The sequence below is a fragment of the Veillonellales bacterium genome, from assembly GCA_039680175.1.
In the GTDB taxonomy this organism is placed as follows: domain Bacteria; phylum Bacillota; class Negativicutes; order JAAYSF01; family JAAYSF01; genus JBDKTO01.
Genome location: JBDKTO010000066.1, coordinates 1 through 17,727 on the forward strand (window position 1 = coordinate 1; position 17,727 = coordinate 17,727).

Annotated in this window: 17 protein-coding genes; 7 read left to right on the plus strand and 10 right to left on the minus strand. The window is 45.9% G+C overall.

All coding sequences use genetic code 11. The features are described 5' to 3' along the window. The first annotated feature begins 131 nt into the window (after nucleotides 1-131). The 3 genes from ABFC84_10095 to ABFC84_10105 are packed head-to-tail and all read left to right on the plus strand — an operon-like array spanning nucleotide 132 to nucleotide 2,660. Nucleotides 132-905 (plus strand): thiazole synthase, encoded by a 774-nt coding sequence (locus tag ABFC84_10095; protein MEN6413088.1) that lies wholly within the window; start codon nucleotides 132-134, stop codon nucleotides 903-905. Nucleotides 906-919: 14 nt separating this feature from the next. Continuing rightward, nucleotides 920-2,071 (plus strand): 2-iminoacetate synthase ThiH, encoded by a 1,152-nt coding sequence (gene thiH / locus ABFC84_10100; protein MEN6413089.1) that lies wholly within the window; start codon nucleotides 920-922, stop codon nucleotides 2,069-2,071. Beyond that, complete coding sequence (locus ABFC84_10105; GenBank protein MEN6413090.1) at nucleotides 2,064-2,660, plus strand: thiamine phosphate synthase; 597 nt, start codon at nucleotides 2,064-2,066, stop codon at nucleotides 2,658-2,660. The genes thiH and ABFC84_10105 overlap by 8 nt, the downstream gene beginning before the upstream one ends. Nucleotides 2,661-2,734: 74 nt before the next feature. On the opposite strand, the gene ABFC84_10110 is transcribed toward ABFC84_10105, so the two are convergent. Further along, a complete protein-coding gene (locus tag ABFC84_10110; protein MEN6413091.1) occupies nucleotides 2,735-3,856 on the minus strand; it encodes an efflux RND transporter periplasmic adaptor subunit in 1,122 nt (373 codons plus the stop codon). 222 nt (nucleotides 3,857-4,078) lie between these two features. Between ABFC84_10110 and ABFC84_10115 the strand changes: the two genes are divergently transcribed. Further along, nucleotides 4,079-4,705: a M23 family metallopeptidase gene (locus ABFC84_10115; GenBank protein ID MEN6413092.1), complete on the plus strand. Its 627-nt coding sequence runs from the start codon at nucleotides 4,079-4,081 to the stop codon at nucleotides 4,703-4,705. A gap of 51 nt (nucleotides 4,706-4,756) precedes the next feature. Here the strand turns inward: ABFC84_10115 and ABFC84_10120 are convergent, their stop codons facing one another. Next, complete coding sequence (locus tag ABFC84_10120) at nucleotides 4,757-5,323, minus strand: N-acetylmuramoyl-L-alanine amidase (GenBank protein ID MEN6413093.1); 567 nt, start codon at nucleotides 5,321-5,323, stop codon at nucleotides 4,757-4,759. Next, nucleotides 5,316-5,636: a hypothetical protein gene (locus tag ABFC84_10125; protein MEN6413094.1), complete on the minus strand. Its 321-nt coding sequence runs from the start codon at nucleotides 5,634-5,636 to the stop codon at nucleotides 5,316-5,318. The genes ABFC84_10120 and ABFC84_10125 overlap by 8 nt, the downstream gene beginning before the upstream one ends. 163 nt (nucleotides 5,637-5,799) lie before the next feature. On the opposite strand from ABFC84_10125, the gene ABFC84_10130 reads away from it, so the two are divergent. After that, nucleotides 5,800-6,864: a mechanosensitive ion channel family protein gene (locus ABFC84_10130; GenBank protein MEN6413095.1), complete on the plus strand. Its 1,065-nt coding sequence runs from the start codon at nucleotides 5,800-5,802 to the stop codon at nucleotides 6,862-6,864. A 101-nt stretch (nucleotides 6,865-6,965) separates the two neighbouring features. On the opposite strand, the gene ABFC84_10135 is transcribed toward ABFC84_10130, so the two are convergent. The 3 genes from ABFC84_10135 to ABFC84_10145 form a co-directional block, all read right to left on the minus strand. After that, a complete protein-coding gene (locus ABFC84_10135) occupies nucleotides 6,966-7,928 on the minus strand; it encodes an L-lactate dehydrogenase (GenBank protein MEN6413096.1) in 963 nt (320 codons plus the stop codon). 109 nt (nucleotides 7,929-8,037) lie between these two features. Continuing rightward, nucleotides 8,038-9,192, minus strand: coding sequence for an iron-containing alcohol dehydrogenase (locus tag ABFC84_10140; protein MEN6413097.1), 1,155 nt, complete (start codon nucleotides 9,190-9,192; stop codon nucleotides 8,038-8,040). A gap of 57 nt (nucleotides 9,193-9,249) precedes the next feature. Further along, nucleotides 9,250-10,335 carry an iron-containing alcohol dehydrogenase family protein gene (locus ABFC84_10145; GenBank protein MEN6413098.1) on the minus strand — a complete coding sequence of 362 codons (1,086 nt, stop codon included), beginning with the start codon at nucleotides 10,333-10,335 and terminating at the stop codon, nucleotides 9,250-9,252. Nucleotides 10,336-10,741: 406 nt separating this feature from the next. Here ABFC84_10145 and ABFC84_10150 point away from each other — a divergent pair, with 406 nt between their 5' ends. Further along, nucleotides 10,742-12,796, plus strand: a complete 2,055-nt coding sequence (locus ABFC84_10150; protein MEN6413099.1) for a sulfatase-like hydrolase/transferase — start codon at nucleotides 10,742-10,744, stop codon at nucleotides 12,794-12,796. 31 nt (nucleotides 12,797-12,827) lie between these two features. Here ABFC84_10150 and ABFC84_10155 read toward each other — a convergent pair whose 3' ends face one another. Next, the gene (locus ABFC84_10155; protein MEN6413100.1) at nucleotides 12,828-14,063 is read right to left on the minus strand and encodes a metallophosphoesterase family protein; all 1,236 of its coding nucleotides are present in this window, start codon (nucleotides 14,061-14,063) and stop codon (nucleotides 12,828-12,830) included. Between the two features lie 257 nt (nucleotides 14,064-14,320). On the opposite strand from ABFC84_10155, the gene ABFC84_10160 reads away from it, so the two are divergent. Beyond that, on the plus strand, nucleotides 14,321-14,587 hold the full coding sequence (locus tag ABFC84_10160) for a LysM domain-containing protein (protein ID MEN6413101.1): 267 nt from the start codon (nucleotides 14,321-14,323) through the stop codon (nucleotides 14,585-14,587). A gap of 38 nt (nucleotides 14,588-14,625) precedes the next feature. On the opposite strand, the gene ABFC84_10165 is transcribed toward ABFC84_10160, so the two are convergent. The 3 genes from ABFC84_10165 to rpoZ all read right to left on the minus strand — a co-directional run bounded on the left by ABFC84_10165 (nucleotide 14,626) and on the right by rpoZ (nucleotide 17,401). Beyond that, nucleotides 14,626-16,524, minus strand: a complete 1,899-nt coding sequence (locus ABFC84_10165; GenBank protein ID MEN6413102.1) for a heavy metal translocating P-type ATPase — start codon at nucleotides 16,522-16,524, stop codon at nucleotides 14,626-14,628. A gap of 30 nt (nucleotides 16,525-16,554) precedes the next feature. After that, a complete protein-coding gene (locus ABFC84_10170; GenBank protein ID MEN6413103.1) occupies nucleotides 16,555-16,866 on the minus strand; it encodes a metalloregulator ArsR/SmtB family transcription factor in 312 nt (103 codons plus the stop codon). 331 nt (nucleotides 16,867-17,197) lie between these two features. Further along, complete coding sequence (gene rpoZ / locus ABFC84_10175; GenBank protein ID MEN6413104.1) at nucleotides 17,198-17,401, minus strand: DNA-directed RNA polymerase subunit omega; 204 nt, start codon at nucleotides 17,399-17,401, stop codon at nucleotides 17,198-17,200. Nucleotides 17,402-17,727 lie beyond the last annotated feature (326 nt).

The window sequence follows — 17,727 nt, forward strand, 5'->3', positions numbered from 1 at the left end:
CCTTTGCTACAGATCACCAGAATCTATTGTAGCATCAGGAGTTCCAAAATTAAGTAACTAAAATAAAAAATAAGCTTTGTAAGTAAGGCTGGTATCTGCTTACAAAACTTATTATACGAGGAGGAAATAATATGACACAGCAAGACAATTTAATTTTGGGAGGACACACCTTTACCTCCCGCTTCATCTTAGGCTCGGGAAAATATTCCCTGGATCTCATTCAGGCCGCCGTCGAGCAGGCCGGTGCTCAAATCATCACCCTTGCTCTCCGCCGTGCCAATCAGGGCGGTCCCGCCAGCATTGTCGACTATATTCCCAAGAATGTTACCCTCTTACCGAATACATCAGGTGCCCGCACGGCCGAGGAAGCCGTCCGCATTGCCCGCTTGGCCCGCGAAATCGGCTGCGGCGACTTCGTGAAAATCGAAGTCATCCGTGATACAAAATATTTACTCCCCGACAATACGGCAACGATCAAAGCCACGGAAATGCTTGCCAAAGAAGGCTTTGTCGTCCTCCCTTATATGTACCCTGATCTCAACGCCGCCCGGGATATGGCCAATGCCGGCGCCGCTGCCATTATGCCCCTTGGCGCTCCGATCGGCTCCAACAAAGGCCTTTGCACCAAAGAGTTTATCAAGATCCTGATTGATGAGATCGACCTGCCCATTATTGTCGATGCCGGCATCGGCCGCCCCTCGCAAGCCTGTGAAGCTATGGAAATGGGAGCCGCCGCCATTATGGTCAACACCGCCATAGCCACTGCCGGTGATATTCCCGCCATGGCCGCCGCCTTCCGCCAAGCCATCGAATCAGGGCGCACCGCCTACATGGCAGGCTTCGGCCGCGTTCTTAAAACAGGAGGAACCGCTTCTTCGCCTCTGACAGGATTTTTACGAAATTAAGGAGAGATCACAATATGACTACAAAAATCGACCACATGACCTATTTACCTAATATGGAGATCATTTCGTCGACCATACTCGACGAAGTCCTCCAAGCGCATCAAGCCTACAATCCGGACTGCTATACGGCCGGCCAGGTACGGCAGGCTCTGCAAAAAACGCATCTTCTTCCCGATGATTTTGCCGCCCTCCTCTCACCGGCCGCCCTCCCTTTTTTAGAAGGAATGGCTTGCAAGGCTCAAAGGGCGACACGGAAACAATTTGGCAACTCCATTTATCTCTTCACCCCCCTCTATTTGGCAAATTATTGCGAAAATCACTGCATTTACTGCGGCTTCAACAGCCATAACCGCATTCACCGCGCCCGCCTCAACAGCAGCGAAATAGAAACGGAAATGAAAGCCATCGCCGCCACGGGTCTCCAGGAAATTCTGCTTCTCACCGGTGAAAGCCGCAACATGTCCGATGTCACCTACATCGGGGAAGCCTGTCAAATCGCCCGTAAATATTTCAACGTCGTCGGCCTTGAGGTCTATCCCATGAACACAGACGAATATGCCTATCTTCATCAATGCGGCGCCGATTACGTTACCGTATTTCAGGAAACCTATAACTCCGACAAATACGAAACCCTTCATTTGGCAGGCCATAAACGGATATTCCCCTATCGCTTCTACGCCCAAGAGCGGGCCATCCTCGGCGGCATGCGCGGCGTAGGCTTTGGCGCACTCCTCGGGCTCGATGACTTCCGCAAAGATGCCTTGGCCACCGGACTCCATGCCTACCTGCTGCAGCGGAAATATCCCCATGCCGAAATCGCCCTTTCCTGCCCACGGCTCCGGCCAATTATCAACAATGATAAGATCAACCCCAAGGACGTCCACGAACCTCAGTTACTGCAAATCATTATGGCCTACCGCCTCTTCCTCCCCTTTGCCAGCATTACCATTTCCACCCGCGAATGTGAGCGTTTCCGGAACAGCGTGATCAACTTGGGCGCTACCAAAATATCGGCGGGTGTCTCGGTTGCCATCGGCGGACATCAAGAAGAAGCCAAGGGCGACGAACAGTTTGAAATTTCTGATCCCCGATCCGTCCAGGAAGTCTATAATGCTATCCTGGCGCAAAATCTCCAACCCGTTATGAGTGACTACATCTATGTATAAGCTTCTTGCCATTACCAGCCGCCAGCTTTGCAAAGAAAAATTTCTGCACCGCTTGGAAAAAATCGCCGCCACGAAAATAAGCGCCATCATCCTGCGGGAAAAGGATCTTCCCCCCGCCGCCTACGAACAGTTGGCGCGGCAAGTCCTGCCTCTCTGCCAGCGCTGCAATACTCTCTGTATTCTCCACACCTACGAAGACATTAGCCAACGGCTCCGGTGGCCCCATATCCATATGCCCTTGTCTCGCTTGCGGCAAAGCTCCGTATATAAAGGCTATTGGAAAACCTTAGGCGTATCGGTGCACTCTGTGGAAGAAGCGGAAGAAGCAGCCGGCCTCGGTGCTACCTACCTTACAGCAGGACATATCTTTGCCACTGCCTGTAAGAAAAACCTATTGCCCCGGGGTACTGGCTTGCTTCGTGAAATCTGCCAGCACACCGTCATTCCTGTCTATGCCCTTGGCGGCATTACTCCGCAAACAATAACAAAATTACGGGGCCTTCCAATCGAAGGCGCAGCCATCATGTCAGCACTTATGGACTGTAATGATCCCAGCCGGTACGTCGATACCTTGCTGGCCTCTAAGTAATCTAGCTTTATCACAACAACAAAGCGTCGAACCAAGCGAGCTTCACCCTGCTCCTGGATCGACGCTTTGTTGTTTTATTCTGCCATAGTAACGATATCCCCATTTTGAAGCTGATCAACATGGCTTGTTATTACTAGACTGCCTTCTGGTATAGCGGCGGTAACTTCCCACAGCTCGCCGATAGCTTCACCGATAACAACTTGTTGACGAACTGCTTTCCCTTTAACAGCCAAAAAAATAAAATGCTGCCCTGCTTCGTCACAACTCACAGCTTGAGGCGGAACTGCTATTGCAGCAACCTCTTGTCCGGTAGCAATACGTACGGTAACAGACATTCCTGGTGTTAGCATTTCCCCTGGCGGCTGTATTAGTTTTATATGTGCCATAAACGACGCAATCTGCTTATCTTTAACCTCCGGATAAATACCGGAAACCTGGCCTGCCAGTTCCTGTCCCGCTGTCTCTACGACTGCCTGTGAGCCAAGCTGAATAAAATATAGCTCGCTTTGCTCCAGCGGCACGACAATCTCAACTTCTTGCCCACTGCCAATGGCCATGAGTTCTTGTCCTGCTTGAATCGCGCTGTCAACGGTTACTACATTTCCGGTAATCGTTCCATCAATCGATGCCTGGATCGTAACCGGGCCGCTCACGGCGGTACTCGTTCTAACAGGCGCTGCCGCCGTTGCATCTTGCTGACTCTGCATGCCTGCGCCTGCTTGAGCCGCTTGCAGACGCGCTTCTGCCGCCTCCAGCTTTTTACGGGCGATTGCACCTTGTTCATAAAGCTGTTGATACCGATTATAATCTTTCAGTGCACTTTCATATTCATCCTTCGCTGCCAAAGAAGCTTCTAATGAAACAGGACTAGGCGCCGCCATAGCTTCACCGCCGCCGCCGCCGGTGATCTCCAGCTTAACCAGCGGCTGTCCGGCCTTCACCGCCTGACCGGTGATTACATAAACATCGCTGACATGGCCTGACCCTTCGCTGTAGACAGGGACCATCGTTGCCTGCACTGCCACTCCAGTCCGCTCAACGCGCAACGGTTTATTAACAGTACTGGCCGGAGCAGCGGCAACACTTACCGGCGTCCGCTGATTCGTACGCTGCAGAAAAAATGGAATCACAGCGGCTAAAAGGCCTATAAGCACCAATGCTGTAATTATTATCATCGGCTTACGAAATTGCTGCATAGATACCTGCATCCTTGTCATCTCCAATATAAAAGCTTAGCCCGTTACTATGTTCTCATGTTTCGAAATTGCCGTCAAGTATTGTTATTATCAGCCGCTTTAAAATTTGGGTAAGCAAAATATCTTGATTTCCGTTATAATATAGAATAGTAGCCAAATGAATCTATATCCTACGTGCTACCTTTACCCCGTTTACACTGCTTTTAAGGAGGAAACTCAGTTATGACGTATCCCACAGAAACTCCGGCCGCAAAAAAAGCAGCCGTTAGCGAAATACCAACCCGCTTCACACCCCGGCGCTTTTTCCTGCTATGTGTGCTTCTCTTATTTGTCGCTATACTCTTTGTCCAATTATACCAGCCGCCGGCGATCGCCGTACAAGCGGCAGCAGCAAATGAAGCTGCCAGTCTCCAAGCGCCGCCCCCGATCACCCCTAAGCCGCTTGCCAGCCTAGCAGCAACACCATCGATTTGGCCTGCCCAAGGAACTGTTACTTCCGGCTTTGGTTGGCGGATTTCACCATTTGGCGACGGCAATGAGCTGCATCCCGGTATTGATATTGCCTATACCATGGGGGCACCGGTAGTGGCCACCGCCGACGGCGAAGTCGTAGTAAGCGGCCCGGCAGGCGGCTATGGCAATTTGATACAAATTGATCACAAAAATGGTATTGACACCCTGTACGGCCACAACTCCCAGTTGGCGGTTGCTGTCGGGCAGCAAGTAAAAAAAGGACAGGTTATTGCCTATGCCGGCAGCACCGGCAAAAGCACCGGTCCCCATGTACATTATGAAGTACGCGTAAATAATACTCCTGTTGATCCGATGAAATATCTTGTACTGTATTAAAGCTGCGTGCGTTTTCATATTCTGCAACTCTATCGCTACATCACCTCTCAGCTATACTTCCACACCATTTTTTTGATACCAAACCGCCTTGCTGCGCAGCATATTCCCTCCGCTCATCCATTCGTCGCCATTGTGTAATATTGCCAAGTCCCAGCGCTCACAAGTTGTTGCCGGTCCATAGCCATCTAAATCGGCTGCTTCAGCATGAGTCATCACATGATCAACATCGATCGGAATTTCAAGTGTTCCCGACAACACCGCAACCACCCGGGCCATGCTCTCAATCTGACAATCTGTCGGCGGTTCCGCGCCTAAATCGTTTGCTGTACAAAAAGCACCACAAGCCAGACTGATACCAACCGCCCCGGTATTGCGATGCCAGGTGTGGGCCAGCACTGTGGATAAATCATCTGTTGTGACATAAATAATGCCATCGTCATCAAGGCTGATATGATAATCATCATAATGCTGGTGATAGTGGCCGGCTGACCAATGCAGGTATAGCATCCCATCCCGGCCAACTGACTGTGCGGCGGCCAAAAGTTTTTCCTTCGAATCTGCCGCCAATTGCCGCAGTTCCTCCATCGTTACTTGTCTACCCTGAACGATGTTACCCATTATTTATTTCCCCCGTATCTTTTGGATTTTTTCTGACTGACGGCGCCATCTGCCCCTCGGGTGAGCCATATTTTTGCGCCGTGAACGTATTGACTAATTTGTCGCCCACCTTTCCGGTCAAGGCACCGCCGCCGGTAATCATCGCAAATGTTCCGTAATCAGTCCAATGAATGCCGTAAATTTGGAGAATAATATCCGCTGCAGTACCAATCATAAAGCCCAAAAAGGCCGCTGCGATAATTACACGAGTCAAACTGGGTTCGTTTTGCTCATATAGCAAGCCAAATAAAAACTCTTTAATTTTAAGCCACACATTACCACTATCCTTTCGTCCTTCCTCTATTTATAATTATGTTGGACGCAGTAATCAGGATACTGTTTGATCCTGTTTTATACATTGTTTTTCCTTGCAAAATTCAACGTTCTGCCCCCCGATGAGCGTCATATTTTAAGCTATTTGATTATGGAGGACATAAATGCTTGAAATACTAACTGAAATAGGCAACAGAATCATAAACGGCAGCTTCAAAACGCATTTGGCGGTTTACTTCATTAGTTTAGCGTTAGGCATCATCATAATTCGGCTGATATTTTCCAAACTGCTCAAAATCGTCGCAAAAAAAACCAACATCGCGTATTCCCTGCTGCAGCAAACATTTAGAGGAATACCTACGTTGTTGGGCATTCTTATTGGTCTCTATGCTGTTATGGAAATCCTGACAATTCCGCCACGGCCGCTGCTGTTTCTCCAAAGGCTGTTCCACTCATTAATTATACTGTCCTGCACTCTCCTGATTGCGCGCTTGGCCTCCGGTTATCTTAAACAAAAGTTTGGGAAAACATCCGGCGCCTTTGCTTCGACGTCGATCTTAGCCACAACAATTGACCTGTCCGTTTATACCATTGGCATATTGTTTTTGCTTGAATCGTTTGGAGTCGCAATCTCGCCGCTGCTTACCGCTTTAGGCGTCGGCGGCTTGGCTGTCGCTTTGGCGCTGCAGGACACACTGGCAAATTTATTTTCCGGCATCAATATTCTGGTGGCCAAACAAATCAAAATAGACGATTTCGTTAAACTGTCGACCGGTGAGGAAGGCCATGTTGTGGACATGAACTGGCGCAATACCACAATAAAAACTTCCACTGAGAACATGGTGGTCATACCCAACCAAAAATTTGCTTCCTCCACAATCACCAATTATGCGCAGCCGTTTGCTGAATGTTCCATCGCTATCCCCATAGGAGTCAGTTATGAAAGTGATTTGGATCATGTAGAAAAAGTTACTGTAACGGTTGCAAAAGAAATTCTCCATGAAATTGAGGGAGGCGTCAACAGTTTTGAACCGTTTGTTCGGTACTGCAGTTTTGCCGAATCCAGCATTAACTTCAATGTTGTCCTGCGAGTAAAGACCGTAACGGACCAACACCTCATCCGTCACGAATTCATCAAGAGACTTCATGCACGTTACCAACAGGAAGGAATAATAATTCCGTTTCCAATCAAAACGGTCAAGTTGGAACAGGTAACGCCGCTGGAATAACAATACCAACGGCAAATTTTAGTGACGTTAAGCCACGTTAAGCCATAAGCCAATAAAAAAAACACCCGCTATGCGCGGGTGAGATTCAAAACGTATTCAACTTAATCAATATGAATAGAATCCAAAACGGCACGAACTGTTTTAGCACAATGCCGTAAATTATTAACTTCCTCTTCCGGTAAGTTCAGCGGAAGTTTCTTTTCAGCACCATTCTTGCCGATAACACAAGGAATACTGAGCGATACCTTTTCAGCAATGCCATATTCACCTGCAAAAGTAACGGAAACCGGCCCCACAAAGCGTTCATCATACATAACTGCTTTGGCAAGACGAACAGCGCCCATGGCAATACCCGTATTAGTCCAACCTTTGCCGTTCAATACATCGTAAGCAACTTGCACAACTTGTTTACCGATAGCTTCTTTATCAAGCGGTGTTTCCATGCCAAAATATTGATCCAATTGAGCTGCCGGAATGCCGCCTATATTTACCATACTCCACGCCGGAAAAGCAGAATTTCCATGTTCGCCCAGCATAAAAGCTTGTACACTGACGGGCGCCACCTGATAACGATCTGCAAGGATCCGTTTGAGGCGGGATGTTTCAAGCGTTGTACCGGTGCCGAATATTTTCCCCTGGGGATAACCGAAGTGATTTGCAGCATAATAGGTCGTAATATCAAGCGGATTGGTAATAAAGATGATTACAGCGTCTTTCGTGTATTGAACAATCTGGCTCATAACCTCCTTAACAGTTTCCGCATTACGACTAGCCAAAACAAGGCGATCCAAATTTTTCCCCGGCATGATGCTAGGTCCTGCGCACATAATGATTACCTTAGCGTCAGCACAGTCCTGGTAGGTGCCTTTATGTACATTAATGTTCGCATTATAGTCAAAAGGAGTAGCATGGTCAGCATCTAATGCTTCCCCCATTGCCCGCCCTTCTTCAATATCAATCAGAGCAATCTCCGATGCGATTTGATGAGCAACGGCAGTCGACAAGACCTGAGACCCCACATGTCCAACACCAATAATTACCAATTTATTAGTTGTAGCTGTCATATAAAATACCCCCATTTATTATTATAGAAACTTATGTAAAAATCAATTTTTACATAAGTTTTTACACTTTATAAACAAAAACCGGAACAACAATCTTTTTAAAATTTGCCTATTTTGTCAAGCTTCTATGATATATCATCCTAATTTCTGCCTTCGTGGGCACTTTCGGATTATTTTCGATATTAGCCTTCATCGTTTTCAAGGCATTGCCGGTCAGCCAATCCAAGTGTTCTTCTGTCACGCCAAGTTCCCCAAGGGATGGCGTCATACCCACACTTTGCAATATACTTTTTATACATTCAACACTCTTGGCCGCCGCTTCTTCCAGCGACATTCCGACAGTATTTGCTCCCATGGACTGGGCCAGAACGGCAAATTTTTGCGGTGCAGCTTTATAGGTAAATTGCATAATTGTCGGGAAAACAGCTGCCAATCCTTCACCATGGGTAATATTAAGCAGCCCGCTGATCGGATGTTCCAGGGCGTGCGGTAAAGTAGTGCCGCTCGCATCAATGGCCATCCCGGCCAGCGTATTAGCCCATGCCACCTTTTCCCACGCCTCAATATCACGAACATTTTTATAAACCCGCGGCAAATTGGCGGTCAATAGGCTGACTGCCTGCAGTGCCATCATTTCAGTCATAGGATTACTTTTTTTTGAAATATAGGACTCAATCGAGTGAAACAATGCATCCAGCCCCGGCCCTGAAACAGATCGCTGCGGTAAAGTCACAAACAATTCCGGATCAACAATTGAAGCTTTTGCATAAAGATACGGTGATCGTATTGCCTTTTTATCCTTCGTCTCCGGATTCGTGAGTACCCCCGCACAATTACCTTCGCTGCCCGTTCCAGCAGTTGTTGTAATGAGCACTAAGGGAAGTGCGCCATTCCCCGGTTTCCCATAAATATAATCGGATACATCCCCCTCATTAACCGCCATAAATGCAACTGCTTTCGCGGCATCCATAGAACTGCCGCCGCCAAGTCCCACGACAACATCACACTTTTCATCTCTTGCTAAAGCAGCGCCTTCGTGAGCCATCGTTGTTAGTGGATTCGCTTTTACCTTATCAAAAACAACAGAATCCATTTTTTCTTCCCGCAGGTAATTTATGACTCGCTGCAGCGTCCCGGTCCGCCCGGAACTGCCCGATGTGACAATAAGGGCTTTCCTTCCCTGTTCGCTAGCCAATTTACCAATCTGATCAATTTTCCCCTGACCAAAAATCAACCGAACAGGATTATAAAACTCAAATCGCATTGCCAATACACCTCCAAAATGCGGCAATATCAATTGGTGCCAACGAAATAACGCAAATCAAAATTCGTGTGCCCGATTATAATCTTCCAGTCTCACAATTGCATCATAAAGCATTGCTTTCGTAACGGGATAAGGTGTACGCGCAAGTTCAGAACTTTGCTCCGTCTTCGTAAGCACCGCATCCATCTCTTCAATTTTCACATCAATATCCGCTAATTTAGTCGGCAGCCCGATAGTTTTGCAAAATTTAAAGATACGTTCTAATTCCTGATCATTCTTATCACAAGTCAATAATACTAAGACACCATACGCGACGACTTCACCGTGTAAATGCTTTGCTTCAATTTGCGGCAAATCAACGATAGTACAATATAACGCATGAGCAATATGTCCATTATAATCTTGTATAACGGAATTAGAAACCATGCCCGTGCTGACAATAATCGCCAGAATAACCCGTTCAAGTTCATCACTCGTTATTTTACGTTGATTGTCCTGCAAAGCTTTTTCGCCGTATTGAATAATCGGATCAGCACACATTTTACTCATTTGTACACCCAGAGCGTTCAAATGATCCAGTTCAACATTTCTTGCCGAGATAGTAGCTTCATAATATTTTGCAAAAGTATCTCCCATACCTGCCCATAAAAACTGTTTTGGGGCTTCGGCAATAATCTTCGTACAAATAAAAACATGCACCGGCGGAATTTTAGAAAATGATAATTCTCTAAACAAGCCATTCGGATGATAAACAACACCAAGGCTGGTTAAAGAAGCACAATTACTGGCAATTGTCGGAAAAGTGAAAAATGGCTTTCCAATCGCATGCGCTAAAACCTTACAAGTATCTATCGCTTTACCGCCGCCAATAGCAAAAATCATATCCGCAGTCTGAACGCTGTTATACCCTTTCAACTTTTCAACATTTTCATAAGCCGCCTCGCCGCCAAACCAGATAAATTCTACAATCTCAAGCTCAGTATCGGCCACGGCTTTTAGAATCATTTCTTTTGCCTTTGCCATTGCAATTTTTCCGCCAATAGCAACTATTTTTTTACCATAACGCGGACAAATTTCCCTTATTTTAGCATAAGCATGCTCACCAATCGTATAACTGGGAAAATTAACTGTATAAGTATCCATGGACGCTATCCCCTCATAAAAATTCTGTTTTTCAAACTATGCCATTGCAGTAACTGCCGATACCGCTGCGGGTATTTTCCAGCACTTCCTTATAGCTCCTAACTATTCCCCCTCTTTTCTGAGCCTTTGCTCAACCATAATCAAAACGGATTTTCATTGAGTATCATTTTTTTTATTATTCTCTATCTTTACACAGATACCTCTAACCGCTTGTATATTTGTCTAAATTCGTATATAAGCACCCATCCCTGCCTAATGTCACGCAGAATAATAGTGTTGCGTAAAACTTCATAATGAATGTGGAGGAATTTGTAGAAATATAATGAATATAGAACATTATTGTGGACTATCTAAAAGAATATATTGAAAGGAAGTTATTGCCATTAAAAAAGCACTTTTCAATAAAATGCTGATCCTTCACAAAAATAAACTTATCGCAATCGCTGTGATTTTTTGCCTAGAAATATATTTTTCCTTTCAATTCTACAGCGCGGAGCCGGAATTTCCCACAGGGATATTCGCGATTGACGCAGCGAATGCTATTTTCCGTGATTTGTTGCTGGCAGGTATCTTTATATTCTTCCAAAAACATATTACCCAGGTTAAACTAATTGCAAAAGAATACTGTCCAATCATGCTGCTAGCAATCCTTTGGCTAGGTATCTCGACGTTTATCATCCATTCATTAAAGTTGAACTTTAATGCACTCACTCTCATATCCGTTGTGACCGGTGTGATTAATAATATTTTATTCGTACTTTTGACTGGCTATATATATACTAAATGGAAAAATATACTATCTAAAACTCTCTATTTTTTATCCTATTTTTTTACCATTTTGTTTTTTTACGGTGATACCCTCTATTTTTGGATTACGTCGGCCCATATTCAAAAAATGTTATTTGAGAATTTAAATAATTATTCTATAACAAGTGTATTATATACTTCAGATAAAATTGTTTTAATCAGCATACTAATAAGCTTTTTCTTGCTTATATTATTATTCCGCACTCCGAAAAGAATGGATAATTTGCTTAAAAAAAATGCTGGCGTCAGCATTATTATAATGATCTGTATTGCGGCTAATCTTATTAATATTGCCACTGCCAACGCATTTCCCAAAGCGCTGGTAGCCGGTGGTTTTGACGAGGAAGGCGAAATAGAAAAATCGAGAAATTTGTCCCGCGATATGCTCTCCGAATCTGTGACGATCAACTTAATGCGGGAATTTTTGCGCGATGACGAAAGACAAGCAACCGCCCCCAGCCAGCTTCACCGTGTGGCATTTTCTGAACAGGAAACACAACTGCTGAGCGAATTGGGACTTGGGGTTGATGAAAAAACTGTTTCGAATCAAACCGTTTTCCCCTATGAAAAAATAGTTGTAATTGTGGCTGAATCGTTCCATCGCGATTACTTGCATTTTTATAATCCAAAAATTCCAGCGGAAACAACGCCATTTTTAGATAGCTTATGTGCCAAGTATCCCCATTCGGACCATTATTACACTGGGAATAAGCCTACAACCCAAGGGCTCACTTCCATGTTTCTCTCTCAGTTGATTTATTCCGACGAGCAAGGTTTTGAGAATAATGCGACATTATTCAAAACTCTCGCGAGTAATGGCTATGATACAGCGTTTTTAGAAGCCACCAGCCAATATTATAATAATGAATTCCGGGCATATAAAAAACGTTTTGGAATGCATATTTACAGAGCAAAAGAAGATTTGGAAAAACAAGGATACATTGGAAGTACTGGCTGGGGATTTCATAATGACGTAATGTATGAAGAAACGGTTAAGCTCTTGGAGCAAAACCGTAATAATAAAATTTTTATAGCGACAAAAACGATCGATTCCCATCAGCCCTATCCCTATTGCGGGCTTTCTAATGACGATATTCCAGCGGCCATCGGGGAGCAAAATAACAATCTTTATCTTAAGGCAATTTATTGGGAAAATAGCAGCTTGCAAAAATTTTTTCATGATCTTGAGGAACGGAATTTGCTGGACGATAAGACTCTGATTATTATTACAAGTGATCATAATCCCCATCCCAGTCAGAACGACAATTATAAACGTCTTGGGCAACAAGAGTTAAGTTTAACCTTAGCTCCCATCCCGCTTATCTTTGTCAGCGCGAATTTGCAGCCTTTTGAAAATTTCAACAGTGCAGTCTTTGCCAGTCAAATTGATTTTGCCCCGACACTTTTGGGAATATTGGGAATTTCTTCCCCACAGGAATTTTCCGGAAAGAATATGATGAATATTCCGGAAGAGCGTAGCTATGCAATCGGTTGTTTTGGCGAAACAATTTATTACCGGTCAAGAAACAACCAAATACGAACCGACATGTATACCGGAAAAAATGAAAATGCTTATGAAAAAGCACTGATACATTGGGTTCAGGATTCATATGCCAAATATTTCCTTAGTAATTCTGTCACTGAGCTTCCCTAGAGGCAGGTTTGACTTATGGTAATTTTGGCGCCTACTTGCTATTTTTTATTTCTGTTTGATCAATAAGCTCCCCGTTCTGCTTAAAAGCAGCGACTTTAAGAACAGCATGTGAGGCTTCAAACACAAGGTAATTCGGCATATCCAGCGGGTTATAATAAACTTCATCCATCGGTTTGCGCGGCGATTTATCCCATACCTTGTCACCACTGCGTCCCGTCGTAATATAAATAGTGCCGGAAGGATCGGTACGGCCATTTTTCAGGGCCGCCGTCCGTGCATAGGAATGTACATGTGCCGTAAATACAAGATTTACATGATATTTATCAAACACCGGAACAAAGGTTTTGCCAATCTCATCGAGCGGCCCATTGAAAGGATGCTCCCATACACCACGATGCATAAGAACTACCTTCCACTTTTTTTGTGTTTGGGAAAGGTCTTTTGCAAGCCAAATTTTTTGTTGTTCTAACAAATCAGGATACCAGTCACGCAGCTCATTCAGCTGTGTATTGAGTACGACAAAATGAACATCGCCGAAATCATAGGAATAAGCGTATCGCTCCAGGCCTGCCGGACCATTCGCCGGCAGGTCGAAAAGTGAGAGATAGTAATCGGGTTTGGCCATCTTCCAATCGAGACTATATGTCTCGTGATTTCCCATGACCGGTACTATCGGTATCGCTGCTAATAAATTCGCTGCCCCATCAAACCAGGCGTTCCATTGCAATTCGTCCTGCCCATTATCAACGATATCACCCATATTAATAAAAAATGCTGCATCTGCATTATTTTCCCCAGCTGTCTGAGCTGTTTTCGCCCAATCTTTATAATTTGATGACTGTGAATCACCAAAAATAAGTGCCTTAAATGACGTCGCCTCCGGTTCCGTCCTGAATTCTTTCCATACAGATTGCCGTTTGCCAACGGAAACACGATATTCATAATCAGTTCCAGCCGTAAGATTTGTAATATGCGTCGTATAAAGCACAAAGTGATTGCCACCATTATACGAAGGCAGATCCACCGCCTCGGCGTTTATCCTTCTGATATTTTTCGACTGCTTGGGGCGTATCTCCAAATGTCCCGGCTCGCCAGATTTTTTTGCCTTCCATGAAATCGTGTGCTCATGCTTCATATCCGCTGTAACCACATGCATGATATGCCCCACATCAGTATCATACCCTGTATGCACCGATTTCGGCACAGACAAAAAACATATGACGGCTATGATACAAGTAAACATAAACCACAGGATATATTTTTTCATTTATATCACCTTTTGTAACCAATCCTAAAGTATCGTGTTTTTAGTTTACCCAAATTTTAGTTTATCTATTTCGTGATTGTCCTGAGAAAAATAAAACCATCATCTGGCTGGCTTTCTATGTTAGCGGTAGTTTCATTCACCATAAATCATTAAAAATGCAGAACGTTAGTTCGAAAAAATCATCAAACGCACTTGCACAGAACATATGTACTATGCTAAAATAAAAGAACCAAACATATGTTCAGGAAGGTGCTGTCATGATGAGAAAAATAACGCTTGTATTGTCTCTAGTTCTTGTTGTATTAACCGTCACGCCCTTAGCTATTTCACGGGCTTTTGTTGATACCACTACATATGAAACGGTTTACGTAAATCCGGGAGATACCGTTTGGCAGATTGCTGCTAAATATACAACACCCAAAGACGATATTAGGGAAGTCGTTTTTGAGATTAGGCGAATAAATAAATTAGATAACAACGCTAAGGTTTATCCCGGTCAAACGTTGAGAGTTCCGGTTAAATAGTAACATCTTCTTAAACGGATTTATCGTTATGGCGCTTTCTACCGTAAAATACGGCCGGCATTCAGCACCGCCAGCAGAGCCACCCCCACATCGGCAAATACCGCCTCCCACATCGTGGCGGCACCGGCGATGCCCAGTACAATAAACACTCCTTTTACCCCTAAAGCGAATATCACGTTCTGCCAGACGATCCGTCTGGTCTTGCGGCCAATGCCGATGGCCTCGGCCACTTTCGACGGCGCATCGGACATAATCACCACATCGGCCGTTTCCACCGCCGCGTCGGAGCCTAACCCCCCCATGGCGATACCTACATCGGCCCGGGCGATCACTGGCGCATCATTAATGCCGTCTCCCACAAAAGCGATCTTCTCATCCTTTGCCGCCTGCTGCAGCAGTTCTTCTACCGCCCTTACTTTTTGTTCCGGCAGCAGCGCCGCCCGGTAAAAATCCATTCCTAATTTACAAGCCGCAGTCTGCACTACCGGTTCCCGGTCACCTGACAACATGCCGACACGTCTTACTCCGGCCAGCTTAAGCAGCGGAATGACTGACAGCGCATCTTCTTTCAATTCGTCGGCAATGACCAGATACCCGGCATACACGTTGTCAATTGCCAGATACACCACCGTACCGGCTTCCTCTACCGGCGTGACCTTAATATTCTCCCGCAGCAGCAGCCGTTCATTGCCGGCAAGCACTGTCTGCGAGCCGACCTTGGCCCGTACCCCGCACCCGGCGACTTCCTCATAGTCGGTCAGCAGAAAACTGTCCACTGCTTGCCCATAGGCCTCCCTGATGGACTGGGCAATAGGATGGCTGGAATGCACTTCAGCCAGTGCCGTCAGGTGAAGCAGCTCCTCTGCGGCAAAGCCGTGTTGCGGATAAACCCCTGTCACTTTAAACACGCCTTGTGTCAGAGTGCCTGTTTTATCAAAAACAACTGTCCGGGTGGCCGCCAAACTATCCAGATACGTCGATCCTTTCACCATAATGCCCCGTTGGGCGGCTCCCCCCACACCACCGAAATAGCCGAGAGGAATACTGATTACCAAACCGCACGGACAGGAAATAACCAGCAGAATCAGCGCCCGCTGCAGCCAGTCGGCAAAAGCCTCTCCCAGCCAGATCAGCGGCGGCAGAAGAGCCACCCCTGCCGCTGCCAGCACGACAACCGGTGTATAGTACGCGGCAAATTTCGTGATAAATTTTTCGGTACGGGATTTTAAGCTGCTGGATTGCTCCACCAGCTGAATGACCCTCGCAATCGCCGATTCCCCCACCGGCTTGGTGACCCGGACGGTCAGCACACCTGTCTGGTTTACCATGCCGGCCAGCACCGGCGAGCCGGTACCGACCTGGCGGGGCACCGGCTCGCCGGTTAACGCCGCCGTATTCACCAGAGATTGTCCGGAAATAATGTCGCCGTCCAGCGGTACCTGCTCACCGGGGTTGATGACAATGACGTTCCCAACCTGCACCGTGTCCGGAGACACTTTGTTAACCGTCTCCCCTTGCTTCAGATTGGCATACTCCGGTCGCAATTCCAGCACAGCCACAATGGACCGGCGTGAACGCTCCACCGCCAAATCCTGCAAAAACTCTCCTACCTTGAAAAACACCATGACACTCACAGCCTCCGGCATCTCCTGCAGCAAAAAAGCCCCCGCCGTAGCGACCGTCATTAAAAAGTTTTCATCCAGGAATGTCCCCTTACCGACATTGCGCACCGCACTGGCTACCACATTCCAGCCGCTAATTCCGTAAGCCAGCAAAAAAACCGCATACTCGCCGACGAAATAGGGCGTGGCATGCAAGGCCTCCCGAAAAATTGACCCCGCTACCAATAAAACCAGCGCCACGCCGATTAAAACGAGCTCGCGGGTGATATTAAATTCATCCGTACTATGTTCATGCTGGTGCTCATGCCCGCTCACTTACCCTTCCCCCTTTACGCCACCGTTGTTCTACTCATGGCTGATATGCTCCAAACCCTGGTGCATCAAATCCACCACATGGTCATCGTCCAATGAATACCAGGCTTCTTTCCCATCCTTCCGGAATTTGACCAGCCTGGCACTGCGCAACACGCGGAGCTGATGGGAAATTGCCGATTGCCCCATAGAAAGTGCTGCGGCAATATCGCACACACACATCTCCTGGTTAACTAAGAGCTGTAATATTTTAATCCGGGTACCATCGCCTAAAATCTTAAACGTTTCCGCCAGCTGCTGCACCGTATTTTCCGGCAGCAGTTCGGCTTTAGCGCGGCATATCATCGCGGGATGCTCGCACTTCTCCTCGCACATATCACATAATAACTCTTTCATACGTCACCTCAATCGTTGCGTTATTTCTGAATCCTTGCACCGTACGGCTATCGCAGCCGTATCGTCCCCCTGCTGCCTGCCGTGGTATCCGCACAAGCGCTACATTATCTTATATGATTATATGTTCATATATAATATTAAAGGCTGCCAAACCGCTTGTCAAGTCTGCGCCGTCATATCCTCGTATCGGATTTCACCAATAAGCAAGCGCCATGCTTGGCATATTCTAAAAAACCGCCCACCCCGAAGGATGAGCGGCAGATTTCTGAAATTAGTCTACTTAAATACCATTCTTTTTCTGTTGAAAAGTTGTTTCCTCTTGAGCGATTTCCTCCAATGCTATGGTAACTGGCTTTGATGACTTGCAGTCTACCAAAGGTTTGCTGCCATCGACTATTTCTCTCGCACGTTTAGCCCCTAAAACAGCAAGGATATATTTATTATCAACCTTACTTAACAATTCATTTAATGATGGATGAACCATTGCCGTTTGCCTCTTTTCGTTATTTACCGCTGCAGCTATCTTCGCCTCCAACGTTACTGTTAAGATTTTATATTAACATAATATATTATACCATACTTTTGACCTTAAAAAATAAAAATTCCCTGCCCCAGCCAGCGGCCAAGATAGGGCGACTTTAAATTTAGTAAAATATAACCTTTTATTCTTTGCCTGCTTACCGATAATCTTCTTTAATACTTCCTCGGTTTATCCTGTCCATCTAAAGCCATGGTGTTTTTGAACAAGACTGTCTCATTTCCCGGTTCATAACTTATCTTCCTTATTATATCCCGCCTGCCGGTTTAATT